Source organism: Micromonospora sp. WMMD735 (assembly GCF_049178995.1).
In the GTDB taxonomy this organism is placed as follows: Bacteria; Actinomycetota; Actinomycetes; order Mycobacteriales; family Micromonosporaceae; genus Micromonospora; species Micromonospora wenchangensis.
On record NZ_JBMHMJ010000002.1, the window covers coordinates 3650292 to 3674143 of the forward strand.

The 23852-nt window shown below is 70.5% G+C and carries 18 protein-coding genes, 1 tRNA gene and 3 pseudogenes; 15 read left to right on the forward strand and 7 right to left on the reverse strand.

Annotated elements, in window-relative coordinates; all coding sequences use genetic code 11:
* Positions 1–19: 19 nt before the first annotated feature.
* The 3 genes and pseudogenes from ACN268_RS15435 to ssb all read right to left on the reverse strand — a co-directional run.
* The gene (locus tag ACN268_RS15435) at positions 20–1564 is read right to left on the reverse strand and encodes a cobyric acid synthase (protein WP_421483791.1); all 1545 of its coding nucleotides are present in this window, start codon (positions 1562–1564) and stop codon (positions 20–22) included.
* On the reverse strand, positions 1561–2688 hold the full coding sequence (locus ACN268_RS15440) for a cobalamin biosynthesis protein (RefSeq protein WP_421483792.1): 1128 nt from the start codon (positions 2686–2688) through the stop codon (positions 1561–1563). The genes ACN268_RS15435 and ACN268_RS15440 overlap by 4 nt, the downstream gene beginning before the upstream one ends.
* A 517-nt stretch (positions 2689–3205) precedes the next feature.
* Positions 3206–3793, reverse strand: a pseudogene (gene ssb / locus ACN268_RS15445) (single-stranded DNA-binding protein); the annotation flags it as partial.
* A gap of 396 nt (positions 3794–4189) precedes the next feature.
* Here ssb and ACN268_RS15450 point away from each other — a divergent pair.
* Both ACN268_RS15450 and ACN268_RS15455 read left to right on the forward strand, forming a co-directional pair.
* Positions 4190–4612 carry an HPF/RaiA family ribosome-associated protein gene (locus ACN268_RS15450; protein WP_421483793.1) on the forward strand — a complete coding sequence of 141 codons (423 nt, stop codon included), beginning with the start codon at positions 4190–4192 and terminating at the stop codon, positions 4610–4612.
* 162 nt (positions 4613–4774) lie between these two features.
* Positions 4775–5842 carry an alpha/beta hydrolase gene (locus ACN268_RS15455; RefSeq protein WP_421483794.1) on the forward strand — a complete coding sequence of 356 codons (1068 nt, stop codon included), beginning with the start codon at positions 4775–4777 and terminating at the stop codon, positions 5840–5842.
* Between the two features lie 92 nt (positions 5843–5934).
* Here the strand turns inward: ACN268_RS15455 and ACN268_RS15460 are convergent, their stop codons facing one another.
* Positions 5935–6708, reverse strand: a complete 774-nt coding sequence (locus ACN268_RS15460; protein WP_421483795.1) for a hypothetical protein — start codon at positions 6706–6708, stop codon at positions 5935–5937.
* A 151-nt stretch (positions 6709–6859) separates the two neighbouring features.
* Here ACN268_RS15460 and ACN268_RS15465 point away from each other — a divergent pair.
* From ACN268_RS15465 to ACN268_RS15480, 4 genes and pseudogenes are all read left to right on the forward strand, one after another.
* Positions 6860–6932: transfer RNA gene (locus tag ACN268_RS15465), tRNA-Arg, on the forward strand.
* Between the two features lie 29 nt (positions 6933–6961).
* Positions 6962–7297: pseudogene (locus ACN268_RS15470) on the forward strand (site-specific integrase); the annotation flags it as partial.
* A 1036-nt stretch (positions 7298–8333) separates the two neighbouring features.
* Complete coding sequence (locus ACN268_RS15475) at positions 8334–12245, forward strand: NACHT domain-containing protein (protein WP_421483796.1); 3912 nt, start codon at positions 8334–8336, stop codon at positions 12243–12245.
* A 580-nt stretch (positions 12246–12825) separates the two neighbouring features.
* Positions 12826–14247, forward strand: a complete 1422-nt coding sequence (locus ACN268_RS15480) for a hypothetical protein (protein WP_421483797.1) — start codon at positions 12826–12828, stop codon at positions 14245–14247.
* Between the two features lie 145 nt (positions 14248–14392).
* Here the strand turns inward: ACN268_RS15480 and ACN268_RS15485 are convergent, their stop codons facing one another.
* Positions 14393–14962 carry a TetR/AcrR family transcriptional regulator gene (locus tag ACN268_RS15485; protein WP_421483798.1) on the reverse strand — a complete coding sequence of 190 codons (570 nt, stop codon included), beginning with the start codon at positions 14960–14962 and terminating at the stop codon, positions 14393–14395.
* An 84-nt stretch (positions 14963–15046) separates the two neighbouring features.
* Between ACN268_RS15485 and ACN268_RS15490 the strand changes: the two genes are divergently transcribed.
* Positions 15047–15994: a ketopantoate reductase family protein gene (locus ACN268_RS15490; protein ID WP_421483799.1), complete on the forward strand. Its 948-nt coding sequence runs from the start codon at positions 15047–15049 to the stop codon at positions 15992–15994.
* A 249-nt stretch (positions 15995–16243) separates the two neighbouring features.
* Here ACN268_RS15490 and ACN268_RS15495 read toward each other — a convergent pair.
* Together ACN268_RS15495 and ACN268_RS15500 are read right to left on the reverse strand one after the other, a co-directional pair.
* Positions 16244–16531, reverse strand: a pseudogene (locus ACN268_RS15495) (hypothetical protein); the annotation flags it as partial.
* A gap of 5 nt (positions 16532–16536) precedes the next feature.
* A complete protein-coding gene (locus ACN268_RS15500) occupies positions 16537–16713 on the reverse strand; it encodes a hypothetical protein (RefSeq protein ID WP_421483800.1) in 177 nt (58 codons plus the stop codon).
* 297 nt (positions 16714–17010) lie between these two features.
* Here ACN268_RS15500 and ACN268_RS15505 point away from each other — a divergent pair, with 297 nt between their 5' ends.
* The 8 genes from ACN268_RS15505 to ACN268_RS15540 all read left to right on the forward strand — a co-directional run bounded on the left by ACN268_RS15505 (position 17011) and on the right by ACN268_RS15540 (position 23658).
* Positions 17011–17895: a helix-turn-helix domain-containing protein gene (locus ACN268_RS15505; protein WP_421483801.1), complete on the forward strand. Its 885-nt coding sequence runs from the start codon at positions 17011–17013 to the stop codon at positions 17893–17895.
* On the forward strand, positions 17892–18089 hold the full coding sequence (locus tag ACN268_RS15510) for a DUF397 domain-containing protein (RefSeq protein ID WP_421483802.1): 198 nt from the start codon (positions 17892–17894) through the stop codon (positions 18087–18089). Before ACN268_RS15505 ends, ACN268_RS15510 begins: the two co-directional genes overlap by 4 nt.
* A gap of 102 nt (positions 18090–18191) precedes the next feature.
* Positions 18192–18731: a DUF4240 domain-containing protein gene (locus ACN268_RS15515; RefSeq protein ID WP_421483803.1), complete on the forward strand. Its 540-nt coding sequence runs from the start codon at positions 18192–18194 to the stop codon at positions 18729–18731.
* Positions 18728–19576 carry an alpha/beta fold hydrolase gene (locus ACN268_RS15520; RefSeq protein ID WP_421483804.1) on the forward strand — a complete coding sequence of 283 codons (849 nt, stop codon included), beginning with the start codon at positions 18728–18730 and terminating at the stop codon, positions 19574–19576. Before ACN268_RS15515 ends, ACN268_RS15520 begins: the two co-directional genes overlap by 4 nt.
* Positions 19577–19731: 155 nt before the next feature.
* On the forward strand, positions 19732–20925 hold the full coding sequence (locus tag ACN268_RS15525) for a sensor histidine kinase (protein ID WP_421483805.1): 1194 nt from the start codon (positions 19732–19734) through the stop codon (positions 20923–20925).
* Complete coding sequence (locus tag ACN268_RS15530; protein WP_421483806.1) at positions 20915–22168, forward strand: hypothetical protein; 1254 nt, start codon at positions 20915–20917, stop codon at positions 22166–22168. Before ACN268_RS15525 ends, ACN268_RS15530 begins: the two co-directional genes overlap by 11 nt.
* Entirely contained in the window at positions 22138–22854 is a 717-nt protein-coding gene (locus tag ACN268_RS15535; protein WP_421483807.1) for a response regulator, read from the forward strand. The genes ACN268_RS15530 and ACN268_RS15535 overlap by 31 nt, the downstream gene beginning before the upstream one ends.
* A gap of 75 nt (positions 22855–22929) precedes the next feature.
* On the forward strand, positions 22930–23658 hold the full coding sequence (locus tag ACN268_RS15540) for a hypothetical protein (RefSeq protein WP_421483808.1): 729 nt from the start codon (positions 22930–22932) through the stop codon (positions 23656–23658).
* The last annotated feature ends 194 nt before the right edge of the window (positions 23659–23852 follow it).

The following is a 23852-nucleotide window of genomic DNA, read 5'->3' on the forward strand; positions in this document are numbered from 1 at the left end:
GCCGGGGCGGGCGGGAGGGTCAGGTCGCCGGTGGTGCGCCGGGTGGGATGAACGGCAGGTCGGCGGGAGCGCCGCTCTCGATGAGCCGCCACAGCGCGGCGGTGTCGAGGTGCTCCTCGACCAGGTCGCCGAGCAGGTCGAGGGAGCGCTCGCGGACGGCGTCGAAGCTGGTGCCCGGTGCGACGGTGAAGCCGTGCCGGCCGGCCGACCGGGCCACCTCGGTCAGGAACCGGCGGCGGAACTCGTCGGACTCGAACGCGCCGTGCCAGTGGGTGCCGTGCACCGCGCCGAGCCGCGCACCCTCGGGCCGGCCGTCGGCGTGGTGCAGCAGCGGCGGCAGGTCCGCGTCGGCGGTGGAGACGTACCCGTGGTGGATCTCGTAGCCGCGTACCGGGACGTCCGGCGCGGCGGTGCCGACGGCGGGGCGGACGGTCTTGACCGGGTCGAAGGTGATCTCGATGGGGAGCAGCCCCAGCCCGGGGACGCTGCCCCGGCGGCTCTCCACCGGATCGTGGATGGCGGTCGCCAGCATCTGGAAGCCGCCGCAGATGCCCAGCAGCGGCCGGCCGGCGGCGGCGTGCGCGGTGACCGCCTCGGCGAGCCCGGTCTCGCGCAGCCAGGCCAGGTCGGCGACGGTGGACTTCGAGCCGGGCAGGACGACCAGGTCGGCGGCGGCCAGCTCGGCCGGCTCGACGGTGAGCCGGACCCGCACGCCCGGTTCGGTGGCGAGGGCCTCCACGTCGGTGGCGTTGCTGATCCGGGGCAGTCGGACCACGGCGACGTCGAGCCAGTCGGTGCCGTGCGGGGCGGCGGGCCGGCCGAGCACCCGGCCGTAGGCGAGCGAGTCCTCCGCGTCGAGCCACAGGTCGAGGTGCCAGGGCAGCACCCCGTAGGTGGGCCGGCCGGTCACCCGGTGCAGCATGTCGAGCCCGGGACGGAGCAGGCCGAGGTCACCCCGGAACTTGTTGATCACGAAGCCGGCGACCAGCGCCTGGTCGGCGGGGTCGAGCAGGGCCACCGTGCCGAACATCGAGGCGAACACGCCGCCCCGGTCGATGTCGCCGACCACGATCGTGGGCAGACCGGCGTGCCGGGCGAGCCCCATGTTGACGTAGTCGCCGGCCCGCAGGTTGATCTCGGCGGGGCTGCCCGCGCCCTCGCAGATCACCACGTCGTAGGTCGTCCGCAGCTCGGCCAGGGCCGCGTACGCCGTCTCGGCGAGCTTCGGACGCAGGGTGCGGAAGTTGCCGGCGGTGACCGTGTCGACGGCCTCGCCGAGCAGCACCACCTGACTGGCCAGGTCGCTGCCGGGCTTGAGCAGCACCGGGTTGAACCGCAGGTCGGGAACGAGCCCGCAGGCGGCGGCCTGCATCGCCTGGGCCCGCCCGATCTCGCCGCCCCGCCCGTCCGGGCCGACCACCACGGCGGAGTTGTTGGACATGTTCTGCGCCTTGAACGGGGCCACGGCGACGCCGGCCCGGTGCAGCCACCGGCAGATGCCGGCGGTGAGCACGCTCTTGCCCGCGTCGGAGGTGGTCCCTGCGACGAGCAGCCCGCCGCTCACCGCCCGCGCCCCCGCTCACCGACTCCGGCGACGGCCGGTACGCGGAGGGCCCCGGCGGGCCCGGACGCCCACGCCGGCCGCCGTACCCCGGCGGCCCGACCGCGCCCGGCCGCCGCTGCCGACCATCCGGTGAGCCGACGCAGTGGGCGACCGCACAGCGCGCCACCGGCGGCGACCAGCCGGCCCCCGGTCGTCGGCCAGGCGGCAGCCAGCGCGAGGGCGGCCAGCCCGACCGTGCCGGAGAGCCGGGCGGCCCGCTTGAGGTGCCGTGCCTCGGGGCGTGGGCCGTCGCCGAGGAACGGCCGTACCTCGGACCGCCCGAAGTAGACGTTGCGGCCGCCGAGCCGGACGCCCAGCGCACCGGCCATCGCCGCCTCGCACTGCCCGGCGTTGGGGCTGGGGTGGTCGTTGCGGTCCCGACGCCAGACCTGCCAGGCCCGTTCCCGGTCGCCGTGCACGGTGGGCGCGGCGGCCACGGTGAGCAGTCCGGTCAGTCGGGCCGGCATCAGGTTGAGCAGGTCGTCGAGGCGGGCGGCCGGGGTGCCGAACCGGGCGTAGCGCGGTGAGCGGTGCCCGACCATCGCGTCGAGGGTGTTGGCCGCCCGGTAGCCGAGCAGGCCGGGCAGCCCGGCGAGCGCGCCCCAGACCAGCGGCGCGACGACCGCGTCGGAGGTGTTCTCGGCCACCGACTCGACGGTGGCGCGGGCCAGCTCGCCCTCGTCGAGCCGGGACGGGTCCCGGCCGCAGAGGTGCCCGAGCCGGTGCCGGGCGGCCGGCAGGTCACCGGCACGCAGGGCCGCGCCCATCACCGTCGCCTCGTGGCGCAGGGTCCGCCCGCCGAGCACCGTCCAGGTGCCGGCGGCCACGGCCAGGGCGCGGGCCACCGGGTGTCGCCGGGTGGCCCGGCTGACCGCTGCCCCGAGCAGCACCGGCCCGCCCACCGCGACGGCGGTGAACAACGCTCCCGCCCGGCGGTCGGCGCGGTAGACCCGCCGTTCCAGGACACCGGCGGCCCGGCCGAAGCCGGCCACCGGATGCCAACGCCGAGGATCGCCGAGCAGGCTGTCCAGCGCGTACCCGGCCAGCAGCCCGACCGTGTCCGCCGTCGCTGTGCGTCGCCCCACCCGTCACCACCTCCGGCCGGCCAGCCTAGTCGTACGGCGGGGTGACCACGTCGCCGTCGCCACCCCGCCCCCGTTCCGTACGAACCGGAACCCGTGCCCCTTCCCCGGCACGGGTTCCGGAGCGCGCCCCCACCCGGTGCGGGCACCCGTGGGGTGTTTCTCAGGCCGGCACCGGCACCCGCCCCCGGCCACGCCGACCCCGGCCCGCCGGACCGAGCGCCACCTCGCCCGGGGTCGGGACGACCGCGCCCTGCGCACCGGCCGACCCCTCGTCGCCGGGGCCGTTCTCCCCCTCCGGCCGGTTCCCGCCGCCCGGACCGTCCCCGTCGCCCGGACCGCCCTCACCGCCCGGACCGTCCCCACCGGCCGGGCCGTCCCCGTCGCCCGGCCGGTCCCCGCCGCCCGGACCGCCCTCACCGCCCGGACCGTCCCCACCGGCCGGGCCGTCCCCGTCGCCCGGCCGGTCCCCGCCGCCGGACGGCATCGCCGGTTCGTCGTCGGGCAGCGGGGCCAGGTCGTCGTCGGGTTCGTCGTCGAACGGGTCGGCCGGCGGGACGTACCCGCCGCCCGGCAGGTCGTGGCCGGCGCGCGGGAAGCCGAAGCCGGACAGGTCGAAGTCGTCGTCGAGGGGGCGGTCGTCCGGCGCGGCGGGCGCCTGGTCGGCCGGCACCGGCTCGGTCGGCTCGCCGTGCACCCGCTGGGCCGCCGCCGCGTCCTCCACCGTGCTGGTGGCCATGCTCGGCCGGTTGCGCAGGAAGCGGGACCGGCCCCGGGACAGGTCGTGCCCGACCGCGACCGCCTCCAACTCGTAGAGCACCCGGTGGTTGCCGGCGTCGTCGGTCCAGTCGCGGGTGTAGAGCCGTCCCGCGACCACCACCGGGTCGCCGACCATGACCGAGGCGGCCACCCCCTCGGCCAGCTTGCGCCAGCAGTTGACCCGGACGCGCAGGCTGTTGCCGTCCACCCACCGGCCGCTGTCGCGGTTGAGGCGGCGGGCGGTCGAGGCCACCTTGAAGTTGGCGACCAGGGTGTTGCTCTGCGCCGTACGACGCCATTCCGGCGCGGTCAGCACGTTGCCGACGACCGTGACGTAGGTATCGAACATCGTCCCCTCCCAGGGGCCTGTGGATGCAATGGCGAGTCGACTCGGGACCGAGCCTGGCCGGTTCTGCCCGGCGACGCGAGGCCCCGACCCCGGTCCTGTGGACAACCGGAGCGCCTGTGGACGGCCACCTGATCAAGGTCCCGGTGTGCTAGGCCATCAGGCCCTGGGGTGGCCCGACCGGCCGGGGCGAGGATCAGGGGGCGGAGCCGATCCCACCCCCCGGGTCACGACGTCAGGGGAAGGTGGCGTCACCCGGAGTGAGGTCGACCCCGGCTGGGTAAAGAGTTGATCACCCAGGCACCACCAGGCACGACGTCCGACGAGAAAGGCAACGCTGATGATTCGGACCCCGTTGCGTACGACCGGTTCCGTCCGCACCGAGCGGGAGGTGCGGCGATGAGCGCGGTGGCGAACCCGGCGACCGTGGCCGAGTGCCTGCGGATGGGCGCGGGCTTCTCCCAGGGCGACCGGAACTGGATCGTCGAGCAGTTCGGCACCCTGGACGCCCGGCTGGCCGCCTTCCACGCCGACGCCACCGAGCTGGAGGTGTCGGTCAAGGACCGGGAGGCGCGCGGGCAGAAGGTCACCCTGGAGTGCTGGATCGCCGGCCGGCAGAAGATCGTCACCACGTCGAGCGAGGAGGACCTGCGGGCCGCCCTCAACGACGCCCGGGACGACCTGCGCCGCAAGCTCAACGACGCCAAGACCAGGCAGGAGCCCCGGCACAACAAGCACATCCGGGAGATGGCCCAGCCCACCCCCGCCCCGGAACTCGACGCTGACGGGAACCTCGACCGGGTGGACGCCGAGACCGCCTGACCTGACACCGGGCCGTTCCCCTCCCCCGCCGGAGGGGAACGGCCCGGCTCGGGCGGCCCGCCACCGTCCGGGCAGCGGGCGATCGGCCGCGCCGACGCCCTCCAGCACGACGTCCGACCCGGGGCTACCGCCCGGTAGCCTGCGGGGCGTAGCGTCGCGGTCGTGGAACAGGACGTGCTGGGGCCGCCGTACGAGCGGCAGACGATCGACCTGGGCACCGACGACGAGGGTCCGGTGGTCGCGACCCTGGTCCGGCGGCGCGCCGACCGCCCGACCGGCCGGGCGGTGCTCTACGTGCACGGCTTCGTCGACTACTTCTTCCAGACCCACCTGGCCGACTTCTACGCCGAGCGCGGCTGGGACTTCTACGCCCTCGACCTGCGCAAGTACGGCCGCAGCCTGCTACCGCACCAGACCCCGAACTTCTGCCGCGACCTCAGCGACTACTTCCCCGAGCTGGACGCCGCCGCGAAGATCATCCGCGACGAGGACGGGCACGACACCCTGCTCGCCATGGGCCACTCCACCGGCGGCCTGATCATCTCGCTGTGGGCACACGCCCGCCGCGACGCCGCAGCGGTCGACGGGCTCGTCCTGAACAGCCCCTTCTTCGACCTCAACGCCCCCTGGCTGGTCCGTCGCCCCCTCGCGGCCGCCGTCTCCCGGCTGGGCCGTCGCGCGCCGCACCGCATCCTCCCCTTCGGCCTGGGCACCGTGTACGGCGAGAGCCTGCACGCCGACCATCGGGGCGAGTGGACGTACGACCTGGCCTGGAAGCCGCTCGCCGGGTTCCCCGTCCGGGCCGGCTGGCTGACCGCCATCCGCACCGCCCAGCGGCAGCTCCGCGCCGGGCTGGACATTCCCGTCCCCGTGCTGGTGGCCTGCTCGACCCGGAGTTTCCGGGGCACCCGCTGGCACGACTCGGCGGCCCTGGCCGACGCGGTGCTGGACGTGGAGCACATGGTCCGCTGGGCGCCCCGGCTCGGCCGGCACGTGACAGTGGCCCGCTTCGACGGCGGCAAGCACGACCTGGTCCTCTCCGGCCCCGCCGTACGCGAACGGGTCTTCACCGAGGTCGGCCGGTGGGCCGACGCGTTCCTCGGTGCCGGCCCCACCCTGCCGGACGCCGATCCGCCCCCGCCCGCGCCCGCTGCCCCACCGACCCCCGGACCTGAGCCCGGGGCCTCCTCCGGGTCGAGGATCGACTCAAGTGGGCCGATGCAGCGGTAACCGGCACGCGGGATGCCGCCACATCGGCCCACTTGAGTCGATCAAGCCGTCGGGGTAGGCAGCCCGGCGGTGGCCGGGAGGCGGAGGGGCGTTCAGGAGGTGGGCAGGGCGGCGAGCACGCGGTCGAGGGTCGCCACCGGGTGGCCGCCTCCGGGCGCTTCGCCGTTGGGCGCTTCGCCGTTGGGCGCTTCGCTGGCGGGCGCTTCGTCGGCGGGCGCGTCGTCGGCGGGCGCTTCGCCGTTGGGCGCTTCGTCGGCGGGTAGGAGCACGCCGAGGCAGCGCAGGCCGACCTCCCCGGCGGCGTCGGAACGTACCCCGAAGACGGGAGCGCCGACGTAGCCGGCGGGGAGCACGGCGGTGATCCGCAGCCGGTCGCCGTCGCGGACGGCCCGCTCGACGGCGACCTCCAGCGGTCGGCTACCGTCGCCGCCGACGCCGAGGGCCAGCACGATCGCGGTGACCGGCCCGGCACCGAACGCGTCGAGATCGTCCGCCGTCACGGCGACCGCGGCCGGCACCGGCTGCACCCGCCACCGCCAGCCCTGCCCGGCGGCGTACCCGTGCAGCTCGCCGGTGGGCCGGGCCGCCACGCCGAGCCGTGCGTCCCGGCTCCAGCCCGCCGACAGATCCGCCAGCGGCAGCGACGCGCCCGCCACGCCGGCCGGCTCGGTGACACTGGACCGCAGGCCGAGCCGCTGCGCCCGCCCGGCGACCACGTCGGCGGTGAGCAGGAACTCGCCGGCCGGATGGCCGAGGAAGAAGGCGGTGCCCGGGTCGCCGGCCGTGTCGACCGGCAGGATGGCCCGGCCCAGGAGCTGGCACAGCTCGTAGGCGACCTCGTCTTCGGCGTCGGGTTCCAGCAGCACGGACCCGAGGGTACGGCCCGCCGCGCCGGGCGGAAGAGGGGTGCCCGGATCGGGGGTGCCGTGCGACGCTGATCACGCGTGTCCGGATGCGACCCGTTCCGCCGTACGACGGGGGGTCGGCGGTACCCTCTTGGCGCGACACGTACGCCGCGCGCCCGTAGCTCAGCGGATAGAGCAGGGGACTTCTAATCCCAAGGCCGCAGGTTCGAATCCTGCCGGGCGCACAGATACTTTCCCCTTCTGATCAGCTCGCGTGGGGCTATCCGTGGTGCGAGCGCGTCACGGTGGCCGCGTGGCAGCCTCGAACGGACGCAGCAAGCGCCAGCGCGGCGAGATCGAAACCCTACCCAGCGGGTCACTCCGCGTGAAGGTCTATGCGGGCGTCGACCCGATCAGCGGCAAACGGCACTGCCTGACCGAGGTCATCCCCGCCGGCCGCACCGCCGCCAAGGAAGCCGAGAAGGCGCGTACCCGGTTGCTGGCCCAGGTCGACGAGCGACGTAACCCGCGCACCCGCGCCACGCTCGACCAACTCCTGGACCGGTGGCTAGAGGTGGCCGACATCGAGGCCACCACCCGCATGGGGTACGAAACAGGCCGGAGCACCAGGCCGAGGCGCACATCGCTGCAGACGGAGCTTCGGCTCACCCTCGGGAGCTGCCCGCATCACACGAGCGCAGCAGATCAGGGCCACATCGGATTCGTTGTGCCAGTTCACCAACGTCATTTGCAGCCCGTACGTCCCAGACGTTGGATGAAGCGTGCCGGCGAGGTCTGCGTACTGGGTGGAGGCCGGCGAGCGCTGCTCTTGGCCGATGGCCGACGATGATGTATAGGTCAGTGCGGTCACTTGGCCTACGGGCGCGCCCGACCAACTTTCTGGCTCCACCCCGCAGACGGCGGTTTACCCCATGGGCGCAAGCCAGCGGGTTCATCACCGACCACGGCATTGACAGACTGCTCACCAACGCCGCCGACGTCTGCGAGATCAACGAAGTCGACGCACGCCGAAGCGCGTTCTTCGGCCGCCACGGTAGCCGTGCGATGACCTTCGCAGATCTGCGTCGCGACGCCGAGCCGATGCACCTCGGCAGCGACATCATCGACCCGGGGAGGATGGACAATTCATCACCAACCATGCCGAAAGACTGCCAAACCTGTTGCAATTTGGCCAAATCCTCACCGGGTAGGCCGGACGATGACGAGGCCACGCATCCGCGCTGGTCGCAACGGCCGAGACCAGACCGTGTTCTGGGTCGAGCACTACGGGTGCAACCCGCTGAACCAACTTCGTAGCTTCGCGATACTCCAAGACCTCTGCCGAGATCAGACTGTCCGAAATGAGTAGAGGTCTTGATCTCCGCCACCTGCTGCGGAGATGACGGCACCTCGCGGAGATGAAGCCTCAGAAGTTCTCCACCTCCGCACCAATTGGCCCAGATCATGCCGTCCCTGCGGAGATGTGGAGACCCAGAGATGGTTCAGCCGCCCCCCGTATCGCGTCGAGCAGCAGTCGTCGCGCTCGCAAACTGAAGCCGATCAGGGCTCTGTCCACAAGGTACGTTCTGGTAAATTGCCTGCCATTGCACTCCAGCCCGCCGACTCCTCAGCAGAAAGAGACAGCGTTGGACTATCGACTCGACGGACTTTCCCCTCGCACCTTCGAGCACTTGATTCAGTCTCTGACTCATGCAGCCGTCACACCGGAGGCAACACCCTTCGGGGACGGTCCGGACGGCGGCAGGGAAGCGACGTTCGACGGCCCGACTAATTACGGCCCCGAAGGCCACCCGTGGCATGGCTATGGAGTGATACAAGCCAAGTTCCGACAGAGACCCGGGCAAAACGATACAAGTTGGGCTGAGAGCGAACTCCGGAAGGAACTTCATGCATATAGCGATAGAGGCCGAAAGCGACAGAAGCCAGATTACTATATCTTCGCGACTAATGCGACCCTCACTCCCGCCGCAGACACAGGAGGCAAGGACCGCATATCTCGACTACTAAAGGATTTTGCAAAGGAGAACAACCTCAAAGGATTTGACATTTGGGATTATGACAAGATTCGCGTCTTACTCAACAACAACCACTCCGTTCGAATCGCATTCGCAGCATGGATCATGCCGGGCGACGTCCTATTTGAACTTGCGAAGCACCTAAGACCCCAGCGCCCGGACTACCATAAAGTAGTCATCAACTATCTGCAGAAGGAGCTACTCTCCGACCAGTTCGCCAAGCTTGAGCAGGCGGGGCACTCTGCCGACGAAGCAATTCATCTTTCCCAGGTCTTCGTTGACCTACCAGTATCTGTCGAACGAGTGAGAGACCCAGACCGCTTGGAGCGGGGAAGCCGTAATCGGCTCAAGTTCGCCACAAGCGTTGTCGAAGCGTCAAAGCAGCGTTTCATCAAGGGTGCCGACGGGACGCAACGGGGCCACAGTGCGGCTGCTGCTGAGGCAGTTGGACGCATCGTACTTATTGGAGGGCCAGGGCAGGGAAAGACCACTCTAGGACAGTTCATTTGCCAGATCTTTAGAACCGCACTGCTTGACGATGTCAACCCTAACCTCCTCGACGCGCCTGCGGTAGCTGCAATGAATGGGGTCGTGAAGCAATGGGAAGTCGGGCAACTTCCCCGTCCAGATGCCCGCCGCCTTCCTTTTCGAATCGTGCTTAGCGAGTTCGCGAAAGATCTCGCCGACGAAAAAGTGGATAGCCTACTGGATTACCTGGGCGCACATATATCTAAACGGGCAGGCAGAAATCTCAGCGGGACAGAAGTGAAGGAGCTTCTGCTTGCATATCCTTCGATTCTAATATTGGATGGTCTCGACGAAGTTCCCGCCTCCACCAACAGGGACCAACTACTCGATTGTGTGAGAGACTTCCGGATCGACGTCGTGACCGAGCAGATCGACGTCTTAATCATTGCCACAAGCCGCCCGCAAGGCTACAATGAAGACTTTTCGCCATCACTCTATCAGCATCTATACCTAGAGCCTCTACCTGGGACCATTGCGATGGACTATGCGCGACGGCTAACGCAAATCCGGTTCGGCCAGGATCCTACGCGATTTGACAAGGTCATCGGTAGACTCGAAAGAGCCCTCAAGGCCTCATCGACGGCCAGGCTAATGAAAAGCCCCCTGCAAGTCACCATCATGACCCTCCTTGTCGATCGGATGGGGCAACCCCCCCAAGAAAGATGGACGCTCTTCAGCGAATACTATAACCTAATCTATCAGCGCGAAATCGAACGCGATATCCCCGCCGCATCCATTCTTCGGGATTACCGAACAGACATTGATGCAATTCACAGGCGAGTCGGCATGGTCTTGCAGATCGAAAGTGAAAGATCGGGAGGAACCGACTCAAGGCTGACCACCCAGCAGTTTTCCGGGATCGTAGCAAGCTATCTGAATGACGAAGGCCATGAGGAGATCCAACTACGGGAAATATCTGCTAGCATTATTGAGGCTGCAACCAATCGCTTGGTCTTCCTGGTAGGCCTCGAAAGCGGATTAGTGGGCTTCGAAATCCGTTCCCTCCAAGAGTTCATGGCAGCAGAAGGCCTGATGGATGCTGAGGATGGCATCGCTCAAGCACGGTTGCGCTCCATCGCAGCGGTCTCGAACTGGCGAAACGTCTTTCTCTTTGCAGCCGGAAAAGCATTTAATGATCGACGCTACCTACGTGACACTATTGGACAGATCTGCCAAGAACTGAATGACGAGCCAGATGATGAAATTAGCACGAGAATAGATGCGGGATCACGTCTAGCATTGGATCTGCTAGAGGACGGACCGGCAGGGCGCCAGCCTGCTATGTCACGCACCCTTACTCGTCTCGCTCTCAGACTTGTCGGCACTCACGATGACGATCTGATTAACCGCCTCGTCTCCGTCTTTCAGGAGCGGACGGCTCCGATATACATCGAGGTTCTCGGGAGTTTTCTTTTAGGGCCCGGGCCGCATGCCGCCCAGGCCGCGTTCATGATCTCACGCATCGCAGACGTTGGGAATACAACTCTCAATGGCCTAGTAGAGAGGGCGAAACCTTGGCTAGAAAAGCCTGACGAGAAGGAACTTCAGAGTCTCATTAACATTGGCGACGGGCGGCCAGGCATCATTCGAGACGCTATCACCAGAGCTTTGCCCTCACTCAAGCCAAGCGAGGTCATATCGCTACTTGACAAGCAAGTGCACCACCCCACTGTGTGGAGTCCTATTGAAACCATGCCAGCTCCGCTGGCTTCCATAAGAGAGTTTTCGTCGCTGCAAGACGGCTTACGACGCCTTGCAGCTCGGATCAGGCTGCAGGATGGATCCGTGGCCGGCGAGGCAAGGTTCATCAGTATCGAGCAACCCGAACAGGTCTTTGCTTCAGGATTTAGCTTCTTCACCGAGAACCCAACCTGGGATTTCCTGAACAAGATTGTTGATCTCCTGAGGAGCCCGACGAGACAGCGCCTTGCTCAGGCTATCAGATCGGCAGGCGAAGCCGATCCAACGGAAGCAGAGCTATTCTACTATTCGATCACGCCCTGGGTGCTAACGAAGGCCATGGATGTTGCTCGAAAAGACAACGATTGGATCGGAACTGCCGCAGCGGCGGAGGCGGGCGAGTTTGGTGATGTTGGTGATTGGCGGAACACGGAGGAGAATCTAATAGCAGGCATCTCGCTGTCCGATCTTCACTTGTATGTCTCACTTCTCCCTTCAGCCGAGATCAGCTTTAGTTTCGACGACGCCTATGGGCGAGAGGTCGTGGCCGCGCTCAGCCACCCCGATCTGCGTCGAAGCGCTGAAATCTCCTACGGCCTGCACAGCTATATCAATAGGTTGAGATGGGGCGGAGAGCAGGGGCTGAAACCGTCTCCCTGGCTCGACGAATTGCTGCGCATCCTCCTCGCTGGACCCGCCAAATACCTCGGGCTTTTCGCGCTTCAAGCTTGCCAGCCGTACGACACCTCCTCTGAGGCATGGGATCCGCACATCCGAGCCATTCGCGGGTACGACTTCTTCGTCCATGGCGGCGCAGTTGGAGGCCTGCTGAAGATCCTGCAAGCTTGCTGGACGAGAGATCCTTCCCCAGAACTCTTCGGAGCTTATAGCATTTGCCTGACTTTCTCCGAGGTCACCTCCAGGGACTTGCCGCAGCCCAGGCTGCCAATTTCGAGGAAAAGCTACGCGGATCTACTCAGTTCGGCTATCGCCTTAGATCTAAGGAAGAACGGCGACGTCGATCGAGTAGTCGATGGGATAAGAGAGCTTGACGACAAGGAATCGCATCAAATTCTGGTCAGCGCGCTACGCGCTCGCCTGCGCGATGCCGACTACCAAGATCAGCTCCTGAAGTTACAAGGTATCGCGAGTGAATTTGGCAAGACTCGTCTTCTTTCGACTATCACTGCTTCTCTTTATGGGATCGCTTCGGCTCGCAAGAGCGCCCTGATGGAAGAGTCAACATGGCATCGGCTTGCGCTGCCGCAGGATCTTCGCGCAGCGATTCTCGAGCACTCAAATCCCCAGAGTTAGGGCACTCCCCAAACTGCGATACGGCGACGGCGCCCACGGGATTCCGGCCCCAAAGGTATAGGCGATGCGACGCGCTGAGCATGTTCCCGCCTAAGGGGCGGGCCATGATCAGCGTCGGAGCAAGCGCCGATTAATCGCGTCAGATGTTGGCATGCTCAGCGGTCCACCTAAACGCGCCCACTATCACAGGGCGCAAGCAGGGGCGACTTAATCAGGAATAGTCCACCTCAGGCATACCCGCGGATCTATCTTCTATGCGAAGAAAGCGAAGGGACACAAAAAGGAGTCTCTGCAGGTAGCGAAGCTAGTGATACAAAGGATCAAGGGTGAATACCACTTCTAATCCCAAGGCCGCAGGTTCGAATCCTGCCGGGCGCACCCACGCCGACCTCCACACCGACCCACCCCACCACAGGTGACGGATCTGTCACTACAGGTTACTCGTCACAGGGCAAGCGTTTATCCAGGACCTGGGAGAGACGTTCTTCACTATCGATCAATGTTGATGAATGTCACGCAGCTCGTTTGGATGGACACGCACCGTCAACCGGCGGTGTCCACCACCAACCGAGGAGCATCCTTGCCCCGGTCCCCGTTCCGGACCCGACGACCGCGCACCCTGACCGCCGTCGCCGCCGCCACCCTGGCCACCGCTCTCGCGGTGCTCTCCGCCCCGACCGCCGCCCTGGCCTGGGGGCCCGGCACCGAGCCGGCCCAGCCGTACGCGCAGCCGAGCATGCCCACGGTGCCCAAGCGCGGCTGCCAGTCCACCGTCGCCAACCCGGCCGCACCGACCGGCGCGACCCCCGCCGTCCAGGTGATCTACGCCTGGCACGACGGTGTCGGCAACAACTACGAGGCCAACGTCGAGTACATCGCCAAGGTGGTGGACCGGATCGACTGGGCGCTCGACGAGTCGACCAACTACGACCAGCACTACAACTTCAGCTGCCGTACGGGCTACGACACCAGCACGTACGCCGGCTACGCCAGGTCCCTGGTCGTGCCCGAGAAGATCGACGCCGGGGCGAACCCGAACACCCCCGCCAGCACGGTCCGCAGTGACCTGGTCTCCGCCGGATACCAGGACAGCAACCGGATCTACCTGGTGTTCACCGATTTCGCGTCGAACTCCGACGCCTACCAGTGCCCGTCCGGCGGGAACTCCAGCGGCGTGCACTGCTCGGCGGTGACCGAGTCGTGGACGACCGGTGTGGCCGGCCACGAGCTGCTGCACGTGCTCGGCGCGGGGCACGCCTGGATGGCCGAGACGGGGGCCTCCTACGTGCCGGACATCATGTACGGCTGGTGGGACAACTGGAACACCGATCCGGGGTTCCGCAGCTACTACGACCCGAGTGAGCTGTCGGCCAGCTTCTACATCGACCCGAGCCCGTCGACGGCGAAGGTGAACGTGGCGAACCACCCGATGCTGACCGCCCCGGTCTGCTGCGACGTGGGCGCGAACAACGACCTGCTCACCGCCGAGCAGCGTACGGTCGAGGCCGCCACCCCCAGCAGCAGCACGTCGACGTTCACCACGTCGGGCGGCTGGCACCAGGTGACGCCCGCCTGCGGCATCTCGACGAACTCCTGCACCTACTTCGACGGTCGTCGGTCGGTCCAGCTCAACACCTACACCGGGCCGTCCAACACGTCGTCGATCTCGCTGACGAACCGGGCCACGGTCACCGCCGGCCGGACGTACAAGCTGTTCACCCGGTTGCGCAGCGGCACGGCGGTGAACACTCAGCTCCAGCTCGCCTGGTACAACTCGGGCGGCACCCTGCTGTCGACCAGCACCGGAGCGACCGACACGCTCGCCAGCAACTGGCTGGAGTACCGGACGACCGCCACCGCCCCGGCGAACGCCGCAAGCGTGCGGATCACCGTGAACGTGCCGCCGCAGTCCACCACCGGCAACCAGGCCATCAACCTGGACAGCCTCCAGCTCAACGACTGTACGGCGAACACCGGCGGCACCTGCCGCTACGACACCTGAGCCACCGGCGGGATACGGGCAGCCACCAGCAAGATACGGGCAGCCACCGGCGGGGTACGGGCAGCCACGAGCGGCCCGTACCCCGCCCCGGCCTCCCGCGCGGCCCGCGTTCCCCCGCCACCGGCGGTGGGGGCGCGGGCCGCGCTCATCGTGCCGGCCGGCGCAGGCCGGCGAGGACGAGGGTGATCACCCCGTCCGCGTCGGGCCGGTAGGCCGGGTGGCCGTAGGCCGCGCAGATGCCCTGGAGGGCCATCATGACCGCGCCGGCTCCCACGTCGTCGCGGATCTTCCCGGCCCGGACGGCGGCGGCCAGCAGGTCGGTGACGGCCCGGCCGAGGGCTTCGGCGCCCTCGGCCAGCGCGCCGGAGCGGGCGGCCATCAGCGTGGACAGGGTGCGGGCGAGGCCCTCGTGGTCGTGCAGGTGGGCCACGAATCCCCGCAGGAAGGACTCCAGCGCCTCGTCGGGGGGAAGGGTGGTCTGCGCCTCACGGGCCCGGTCGCACATGGCGGCGAGTTCTTCCCGGTAGACCGCCTCGGCCAGGGCTTCCCGGGTGGGGAAGTGCCGGTAGAGCGTGCCGGTGCCGACCCCGGCCAGCTTGGCGAAGTCGTCGAAGCGCAGGTCGTAGCGACCCTCGGCGAACAGTTCGCGGGCCTTGGCGAGCAGGGCGTCGCGGTTGCGGCGGGCGTCGGCGCGCAGCGGCTTGGCGTCGGTCATGTGGGGGCCTCGCGTTGACAAGTGGAGACTGTCTCCATATTTTGGAAGTGGAGATGGCCTCCAATTGTAGCCTCCGAGGTGCGCGTGAAAATCTTGATGTTCGGCCGGGGCGTGATCAGCGCGACCTACGGGTGGGCCCTGGAACGGGCGGGCCACCAGGTGGAGTTCTACGTCCGCCCGGGGCGGGCGGCGGCGTACGGGGAGGCGATCGACCTCGACCTGCTCGACGCCCGGCGGCGGCCGTGGGGCCGGCGGGTCGCCGGGACGTGGCCGGTGCGCTACCGCGAGACGCTGGAGCCCGACCACGACTTCGACCTGATCGTGCTGAGCGTGCAGCACTACAACTTCGCCGAGGCGGCGGCCTTCCTCGGGCCCCGGGTGGGCCGAGCCACGGTCCTCGTCTTCAACAACCTGTGGGTGGAGCCGCTGACCGCGACCGCCGACCTCCCCGCCGGCCAGGTGGCCTGGGGCTTCCCCGGGGCCGGCGGCGGGTTCGGCGACGACGGCGTGCTGCGCGCGTCCCTGCTGCCCGTGGTCTTCCTCGGCACGCTCGACCGGCCGCCGACCGACCGCGAGCAGGCCGTGCGCCGGGTGTTCCGCGCCGCCGGGTTCCGGGTCCGGGAGAACGCCGACTTCCGTGGCTGGCTGTCGGTCCACTTCGTGCAGAATGCCGGGCTGCACACGCAGAGCCTGCGGCGGGGCGCACTGTCCACCCTGACCACCGGCGACCTCCGCGAGGCGATCCTCGCCACCCGCGAGCTGCTGCCGCTGGTCGAGGCGCGCGGCGTCGACCTGCGGCGGCACCGCGCCGAGCTGCTGCCCTTCACCGCGCCCCCGTGGCTGGCGGCACCGGCGATGTCCCTGCTGCTCAACCGCTTCCCGCCGATGCGCCGGGTGACCCGGGCGCACGCGAACCCCGAGGAGCTGCGCGCGGTCTGCCGCGACACCCTGGCCGAGGCCCGCAGCCGGGGCATCCGGGTCCCCCGGCTGGAGGCGGCCGAGCCCTACTTCGCCGCCACGACGACGCCCTGACTCCCGTCACCCGCCGCCGGCCGCACCCCGTCCGCCCGCCGGCCGGCGCTCCGGCGACGCACCCCGCTCACCGCCCGCCGGCCGGCGCTCCGGCGACGCACCCCGCTCACCGCCCGCCGGCCGGCGCTCCGGCGACGCACCCCGCTCACCGCCCGCCGGCCGGCGCTCCGGCGACGCACCCCGCTCACCGCCCGCCGGCCGGCGCTCGGGCGACGCACCGGCCGCGCCCCGTCCACCGTCCGCCGGCGGCACCCCCGCCGGCCGGGGCCCCCGCCGCATGTTCGGCGTCACCCCCGCCCGGCTCGGCGCACGCGGCACCGGCGCGGGCCGCACCATCACCAACCCCGCCGGCCGTACGAAGATCGAGCGCCGGAGCACCGCGTCCCCCCTGGCGTCGAGTTGGTAGACGTCGAGCCAGCACCACCCGTCGTAGGTGATCCAGTCGAGCACCCGGATCACCCGGCACCTGATCGGCCTGACGAACTGCACACTGGCCGCCCGGCCGACGTCCACCAGGTCACCCGCCTTCGGCGGCAGCGTGCTCACCGCCGCCCCCAGACGTGCCGGAACCTGCGCCACTGCCTGATCCGGTGCCGGGCGGCCTCCACCACCGGGCAGAACCCGGCCTCGGCGCACCTCCCGCAGCGACCGCGCCGGTGCTGGTCCAGGCAGTCCCAGGCGAGCCGGACCAGCAGCGGCACCTCGCGGCGGGCGGTCACGACGCCACCCCGGGCGGGGCTCCGCGCTCGCAGGTGGCACACATCGGGTGTCCTTTCCGGAAATAGCGCCGCCCCGCCCGCGCGCTATTCGCTACGAGCGGGACAGCGGGCTATTGTCGACGCCATTTTTGGCGCCCGGATCACCGTCCGGTAATTCACAGCCTGCGACACGACCGACACCTTGCGCAACAACTCCCCCTCCCCCTAATGTCGTGTCGATTTGACGCGCGAGGGACGGAGGACGGAAATGGCGCAGGGGAAACAATTGTTGTTGCACCAGGGGTGCGGTGATGTTGCATGACGGAGGAAACAAGCGGTTCAACCGTCCCCCGGCGACAGCTCGGCCGGCTGCTCACCCAGCTCCGCGAGGACGCCTCGGTCTCCCTGGACCGCGCGGCCGAGGGGCTGGACTGCTCCCGGCAGAAGGTGTGGCGCATCGAGAAGGGCCTGGTGCCGGTGCGGGTGGTGGACGCCCGCGCCATGTGTGCGATGTACCGGGTGCCCGAGGAGATGACGTCCATCGTCACCGGGCTCGCCCGGGAGACCCGCGCCAAGGGCTGGTGGCATTCCTACGGCGACGTGGTCCCGTCCTGGTTCTCGCTCTACGTCGGCCTCGAATCGTCGGCGTCGACGCTGCGTCAATACGATTCGGAACTGATCCCGGGTCTGCTCCAGACCCGCGAGTACGCGGCAGAACTGTTTCTTCGCAAGAATCCCACCATGAGCCCGGCGGAGCGCGAAAAGCTCGTCGAGGTCCGCATGCAGCGCCAGCACGTCCTGACCCGCCGGCTGCCCAGCGCGCCCACCCTCAGGGTGGTGCTGAGCGAGGCGGTGCTGCGGCGCACCCTCCCCGACCGGCGGGCGATGGCCGGGCAGCTCCGGCACCTGCTCGACATGGCCACCCTGCCCAACGTGAGCCTGCGCGTCCTGCCGTTCACCGCCGGCCCGCCGTTGGCCAGCGAGACGGGCACCTTCGTCCTGCTGGACTTCCCGCAGGCGTTCGGGCGGGCATCGACGGAGCCGACTACCGTCTACCTGGAGAACATCACCGGCGCGCTCTATCTGGACAAGCCGGCGGAGGTCGCCGCCTACGACCGCGTCTGGGCCGACCTGGAGACGCTCGCGGCGGACGAGGCGGCAACCGAGAAGCTGATCACTGCGATCATCGAGGAGTGGGCATGACTGACCTGGCCGGTGCCGTCTGGCGCAAGAGCACCCGCAGCGGCGGGAGCGGCGGCAACTGCGTCGAGGTGGCCGACAACCTGCCCGGCCTGATCGGCGTACGGGACAGCAAGGACATGGCCGGCCCGGCGTTACGGTTCGGCCCGGCCGCCTGGTCCGCCTTCGTCCGCGCGGTACCCCGCCGGCCGCGCTGAACCCCGTCGGGGCCGCCCACCCGGGTGGGCGGCCCCGACATCCGCGCCACCCGCGCCCGGGGTGCCCGGAGAACGTCGGGGCGTCCCGCTACGGTGCTGCCCATGAGCGACACGGAAACCGCGAACCGGCTGCCCACGGCCGAGGAGGAGGCCCGGTTCTGGGCCCTGGTGGAGGCCGCCTGGGAACGGCTCGGCCCCGAGCCGGCCGCGCTGCGCCGGGCGCTGCTCACCCGCGACCGGTCCGCCTCCGACGACGACGCGTACGCGTTCGACGGCTGGCGGGACGCCTTCCTCGACCAGTTGGGCCAGCTCTGCGCCGACCTGTCCAGCCCCGAGCTGACCGCCCTCGACCGGGTCGTCGAACGCAAGCTGTACGACATCGACCGGGCCGACGTGCACGCGGTGGTCGACGGCTCCGACGACGGTTTCCTCTACGCCCGGGGCCATGTGGTGGCGCTCGGTCGGGAGTTCTACGAGGCGGTCCGGGCCGACCCGACCCGGGCGGTGCCCGACGCCCACCTCCAGGGCATCTGCTACTTCTTCGCCCACCTGCACGACAGGCGGTTCGGCGACTGGCCCCGCACCGGCTCCGGCATCTCCCGCGAGTCGTTCAGCAACCCGACGGGCTGGGTCGGCCAGTGAGCCGCCCGACCGGGCCGAGCGAACGCGACGTGCCGCTGCCGGACGGCGGCACCCTGCACGTCTACGACACCGGCGACGACGGCACCGGCCGGCTGCCGGTCGTCTGGCACCACGGCACCCCCAACATCGGCGCACCGCCGGCCCCGCTGTTCGCCGCCGCCGACCGGCTCGGCCTGCGCTGGGTGTCCTACGACCGGCCCGGCTACGGCGGTTCGACCCGACGCCCCGGGCGGGACGTGGCCTCGGCCGCCGCCGACGTCGCCCGGGTCGCCGACGCGCTGGGCCTGGACCGGTACGCCACCGTGGGTCACTCCGGCGGTGCGCCGCACGCGCTGGCCAGCGGCGCGGTGCACCCCGACCGGGTGGTCGCCGTCGTCGCCGTCGCCGGCCTCGCCCCCTACGATGCGGCCGGGCTGGACTGGTTCGCCGGGATGACGCCGTCCGGGCAGGCGTCGCTGCGGGCCGCCACGCAGGGCCGGGCGGTCAAGGAGCGGCACGCCGCGTCCGACACCGACTACGACCCGGAGTTCACCCCGGCCGACCTGGCCACCCTGGCCGGGCCGTGGGCCTGGCTCGACGAGGTGGTGGGTCCGGCGGTGCGGGGCGGCCCGGACGGCCTGGTCGACGACGACCTCGCCTACGTCACCCCGTGGGGCTTCGACCCGGCCCGGGTGACCGTCCCGGTGCTGCTGCTGCACGGCGGGCGCGACCGGGTGGTGCCGGCCAGCCACAGCCGCTGGCTGGCCGGGGTCTGCCCGGCGGCCGAGCTGCGGATCACCGACGACGACGGGCACCTGTCGGTGCTCGGCGGCGCACCGGCCGCCCTGGAGTGGCTCCGCCGCTGATCGACGCCGGGCCCTGCCCGATTCGTTCACCGAACGCAACGCGACACGCCGCACACCAAAGGTGAACAGTTAGGGCAGCTCATGCTATTCTCCGGCTTCGATGCACCGCCGAGCAGACCCGGACGGGTCACCGCCCGAAGGACGCACTCCCCCCGATGTCGGCCCTACCCGCTCCGACCTCGTCACCGTCGTTACTGGAGCGGCCGGCCGGTGGCGCGCTCCAGCTCATCTTCACCACCCTGCCGGCACTGCTGCGGCTGACCTGCGGGCTGTTCGGTGCGGTGACCGCGCTCGCGGTGCGTACCCCACCGGTGCGGGTGCCGCTGCTGCTGGCCGCCGTGGCCGCACTCACCGGCTGGTCGCTGTGGTACGCGGCGCGGGCCCTGCGGGTCGGCATCGGCCCGGGGCTCGTCGCCGGGGACGTCACGGTCACCGTCGCGGCGAGCCTGCTGGCCCCGGTGCTGGTCGCCCCGGAGGTGCTGCCCGGCGAGGGTAGCTGGCTCGCGGTGCTGGCCAGCACCACCGTGATCAACGCGCAGGCCACCGCACCGGCCCGCTGGTCGGTGCCGGCGGGCCTGCTGGTCACCGCCGGCTACGCGGTCGGCACCTCGGCCGCCGGCAACACGGTCGAGGCCGGCGCGCACGCGGCGACCCTGCTCATGCAGACGGCCTGCGCGGCGATGATGGCGGCGGTGATGCGCCGCTGGATCGGCCGGGCCGACACCTCCTTCGCCGACTTCCAGCGCCTGCGCCGGGACGCGGTGCTGGCCCGCACGGCCCGCGAGGTGGAACGGCGGCAGAACCGGGACCTGCACGACACCGTCCTGGCCACCCTCACCATGGTCGGGCTGGGTGCCCTGCCGGCCGGCTCGGCGGCGTTGCGGGACCGGGCCGCCGCCGACCTGCGTACCCTGGTCCGCCTCGCGCACGCCCGGTCCGCCCCGGCGGGCGAGCCGGCCGACACCGGCCCGGTCGACGTCGACGCCGGCCTGCGCGCGCTGCTCGCCACCCACCCGCAGTTACGGGTGACGGCCACGCTGCCGCCCTGCGCGGCACCGTCGGGGGTGACCGCCGCCCTGGTCGACGCCACCGCCGCCGCGCTGGCCAACGTGGCCCGGCACGCGCCGGACGCCGCCGTGACCGTGCGGCTCGGCCGCGACCACGGCGGCATCGCGGTCGAGGTGGTCGACGACGGTCCCGGTTTCGACCCGGCCGCCGTCCCCCTGCACCGCTACGGGGTACGCGAGTCGATCCGGGGCCGGATGGCCGAGGTCGGCGGCCGGGCGGTGGTGACTTCCGCCCCTGGCGTGGGCACCCGGATCAGGCTGGAGTGGCCGCATGTCGACTGACCTCAGCGCGACCGACCTCAGCGCGAACCGTCTCGGCGCGAACGGTCTCGACACCACCGGTCTCGGCGCGACCGCGCCGGTCCGCGTACCCCGGCCGGTGCCCGGGACGGCGGACCCTGCGGCGGCCGACGGCCCGGCGGTGGACGTGGGCCGGGCCTCGGACCGGGGGGCCCGGATCGCGGCGGTCGCCATCGCCCTGGTGTGGCACCTCGCGATCGGGCTGCCGGCGGTGCTCGGCGCCTGGCCGACGCTGGCCGCCCCCACGGTGGTCGCGGCCGGCTGGCTGGCCACCTGTGCCCTCGGCGGGTACGCCGCACACCGGCTGCTGCGCGGCGTGCCGCCACCGGCGCTGCCACTGGCGGCGGCCCTGCTGGCGGTCGACGCGGCGGTCTTCGCGGCGGCCGGCCGGGAGCAGCTCTTCGCCGCCGCGAACTGGGCATGGACGGGGCTGGCCTGGTTCTTCGTGGTGGTGCTCTGGGGTCGACCGATCCGCTGGATGATCGTCCTGCTGGCCGGGCACGCGGCGATCGCGCTCGCCGCGCTGGTCGGTCACGGGGCGACCGCCCCCGCCGACCTGACCCGCTTCACGATGTACGTCTACGGCACCTCGTCGCTGCCGGTGGCGGTCTTCACCGGTGCGGCGGTGATCGCCACCCTCGCCCGGGAACGCGCCGACACCGCCACGGCGACCCTCGCCGTCCGCGCCGAACGGGACGCCGCCGAACGGGCCTGGGCGGACCGGCGGGCCCGGCTGGCGCTGGTCGGCGGTGCCGCCGAGCAGGTGTTGGCGGAACTGGCCGACGGTCGCGCCGACCCGGGCGACCCGTTCGTGCAACGGCGGTGCGTGCTCGCCGCGACCCGGCTACGTCGCCTGATCGCCGAGTCCGACGACGTGCCGGACCCGTTGTTGCACGAGTTGCGGGCCGCCGCCGACCTGGCCGAACGCAACGGGCTGCCGATCGAGCTGATCGCCATCGGCACGCCGCCGCCGCTGCCCGTGGAGGTCCGTCGACGGCTGGCCGACCCGCTGGCCGCCGCCCTGGCCGATGCCACTGGTTGGGCCCGGCTGACCGTGGTGGCCGGCCCCGACGAGGTGGCGGTCAGTCTGGTCACCCCGGACGGGCAGGACCCGGAGGCGGCCGATCCGCCGGCCCCCGGGGCCGGCGACGACGACCAGGTGGAACACGTACATGAGCGGGACGGGGAGATCAGGTGGACGCAGACCCGATGGCGCAGGCCATGAGCGGGGAGCGCCCGGTCGGTGTGTCGATAGTCGACGACCATCCGGTGGTGATCGACGGTGTGCGGGCCTGGCTGTCCACCGAGCCCCGGCTGCGGGTGCTCGCCACCGGCGACGACCCGGACCTGGTGCTGCGGGCCGCCCCGGAGGCCGACGTGATCCTGCTGGATCTGCGGCTGCGCGGGCGGATGGTGCTGGACAAGCTGGCCGAGCTGAGCGCCGACGGCCGGCGGGTGGTGGTCTACTCCGAGCACACCGACCCGGCGACCATGCTCACCGCGCTCGACGCCGGGGCGACCGCCTTCCTGGCCAAGCACGAGGGGCGGGAACACTGCGTGGCCACGGTGCTGGCCGCCGCCAGCGACCGCCCGTACGTGCCGCCGGCCCTGGCCGGGGCGATGGTGGGCGATCCGCGCCCGGACCGTCCGGCCCTGTCGGACAAGGAGCGGGAAGCGCTGCTGCTGTGGTTCCAGTCGATGTCGAAGGCGTCGGTGGCCCGCCGGATGCAGATCAGCGAGCACACCGTCAAACAATATGTGGACCGGGCCCGGATCAAGTACACCCGGGCGGGTAGACCGGCCGCCACGAAGGCGGCGTTACTGGCCCGGGCGATCGAGGACGGTCTCATCCGGCCGGAGGAGATCGGCATCTACCGGTCGCAGGCGTCGTACGACCGGCCGACCCCCTAACGGGTGTCATGACAGCCCGTCACGCCTCGGCGAGGCTGGACGCCAGAAGACCACTGCGCGGGGGAGGTCGTGACGATGCGCGAGAACATGTCCCCGTTCTTCATCGCACCGCACCGGTTCGATGCGCCGGAGAACGATTCCGCTCCCGTGCTCGACAGGCGTTACGAACTCGTCCCCGAGCCCGGCGAACGGGTGCTCGGCCGGTATCCGACGTCGGTGGCCGGCTGCCTGATCAGCCCGACCGGGGCCCGGCGGCACTGGGTGCTGCCCGGCCCCGCCTCGATCACCGTCACCGACCGCCGGCTCGCCTACGTCTGCCTCGCCGGTGACCTGGCCCTGGTCGCCGGGAAGATCGACGCGACGGGGGTCCGGCACCGGCGCAACGTCCGGCTGCCGCGCCTGGTCAGCGGGCAGGTTCGCTGGCAGTGGCCGTCCCGGCTGGAGCTGCGTACCACCGGCCGGCCCACGGCACAGGGCACCGCCGAGGCGGAACTGCTGGTGGTCTGCGACGCGCTGCGGACGATCCAGCAGCCGGCCCTGGCGCTGGGCGGCGCGGTGGGCCCGGTGACCGAGCTGGCCCGGCTGATCCGCCGGACGGTGGCCTGCTTCCGGGTCACCCACCCCGAGCTGGTCGAGCTGGCACCGCCGGAGCGCGACGTGCTCATCCGCCGGGCGACCGCCCCGCCGCTGACCGGTGAGGCGCGGGTGACCCTGCCCGGGTCGCTGCCGGTGGAGTTCCTCTCCCGCGACGACTACTACCGGGTTCCCGAACCCGGTAGTAGTCGCGACGCGGTCGGCAGCTGAGACCGCCCCGACCGGCAGGTCGCTGATCGCGGCGCGGAGGCGCGGCCCTGGTCGCGACGCGGATCAGGGCGTGGAGCGCGACGCGGGTCAGCGCGCGGAGGCGCGCAGTCGGGGCGCGGACGGCGCGGACCGGCGGCCTGGGTAGGTATACCCCTCAGCGTCCTTTCGACCTGATGACGTCGACGAATCACCCG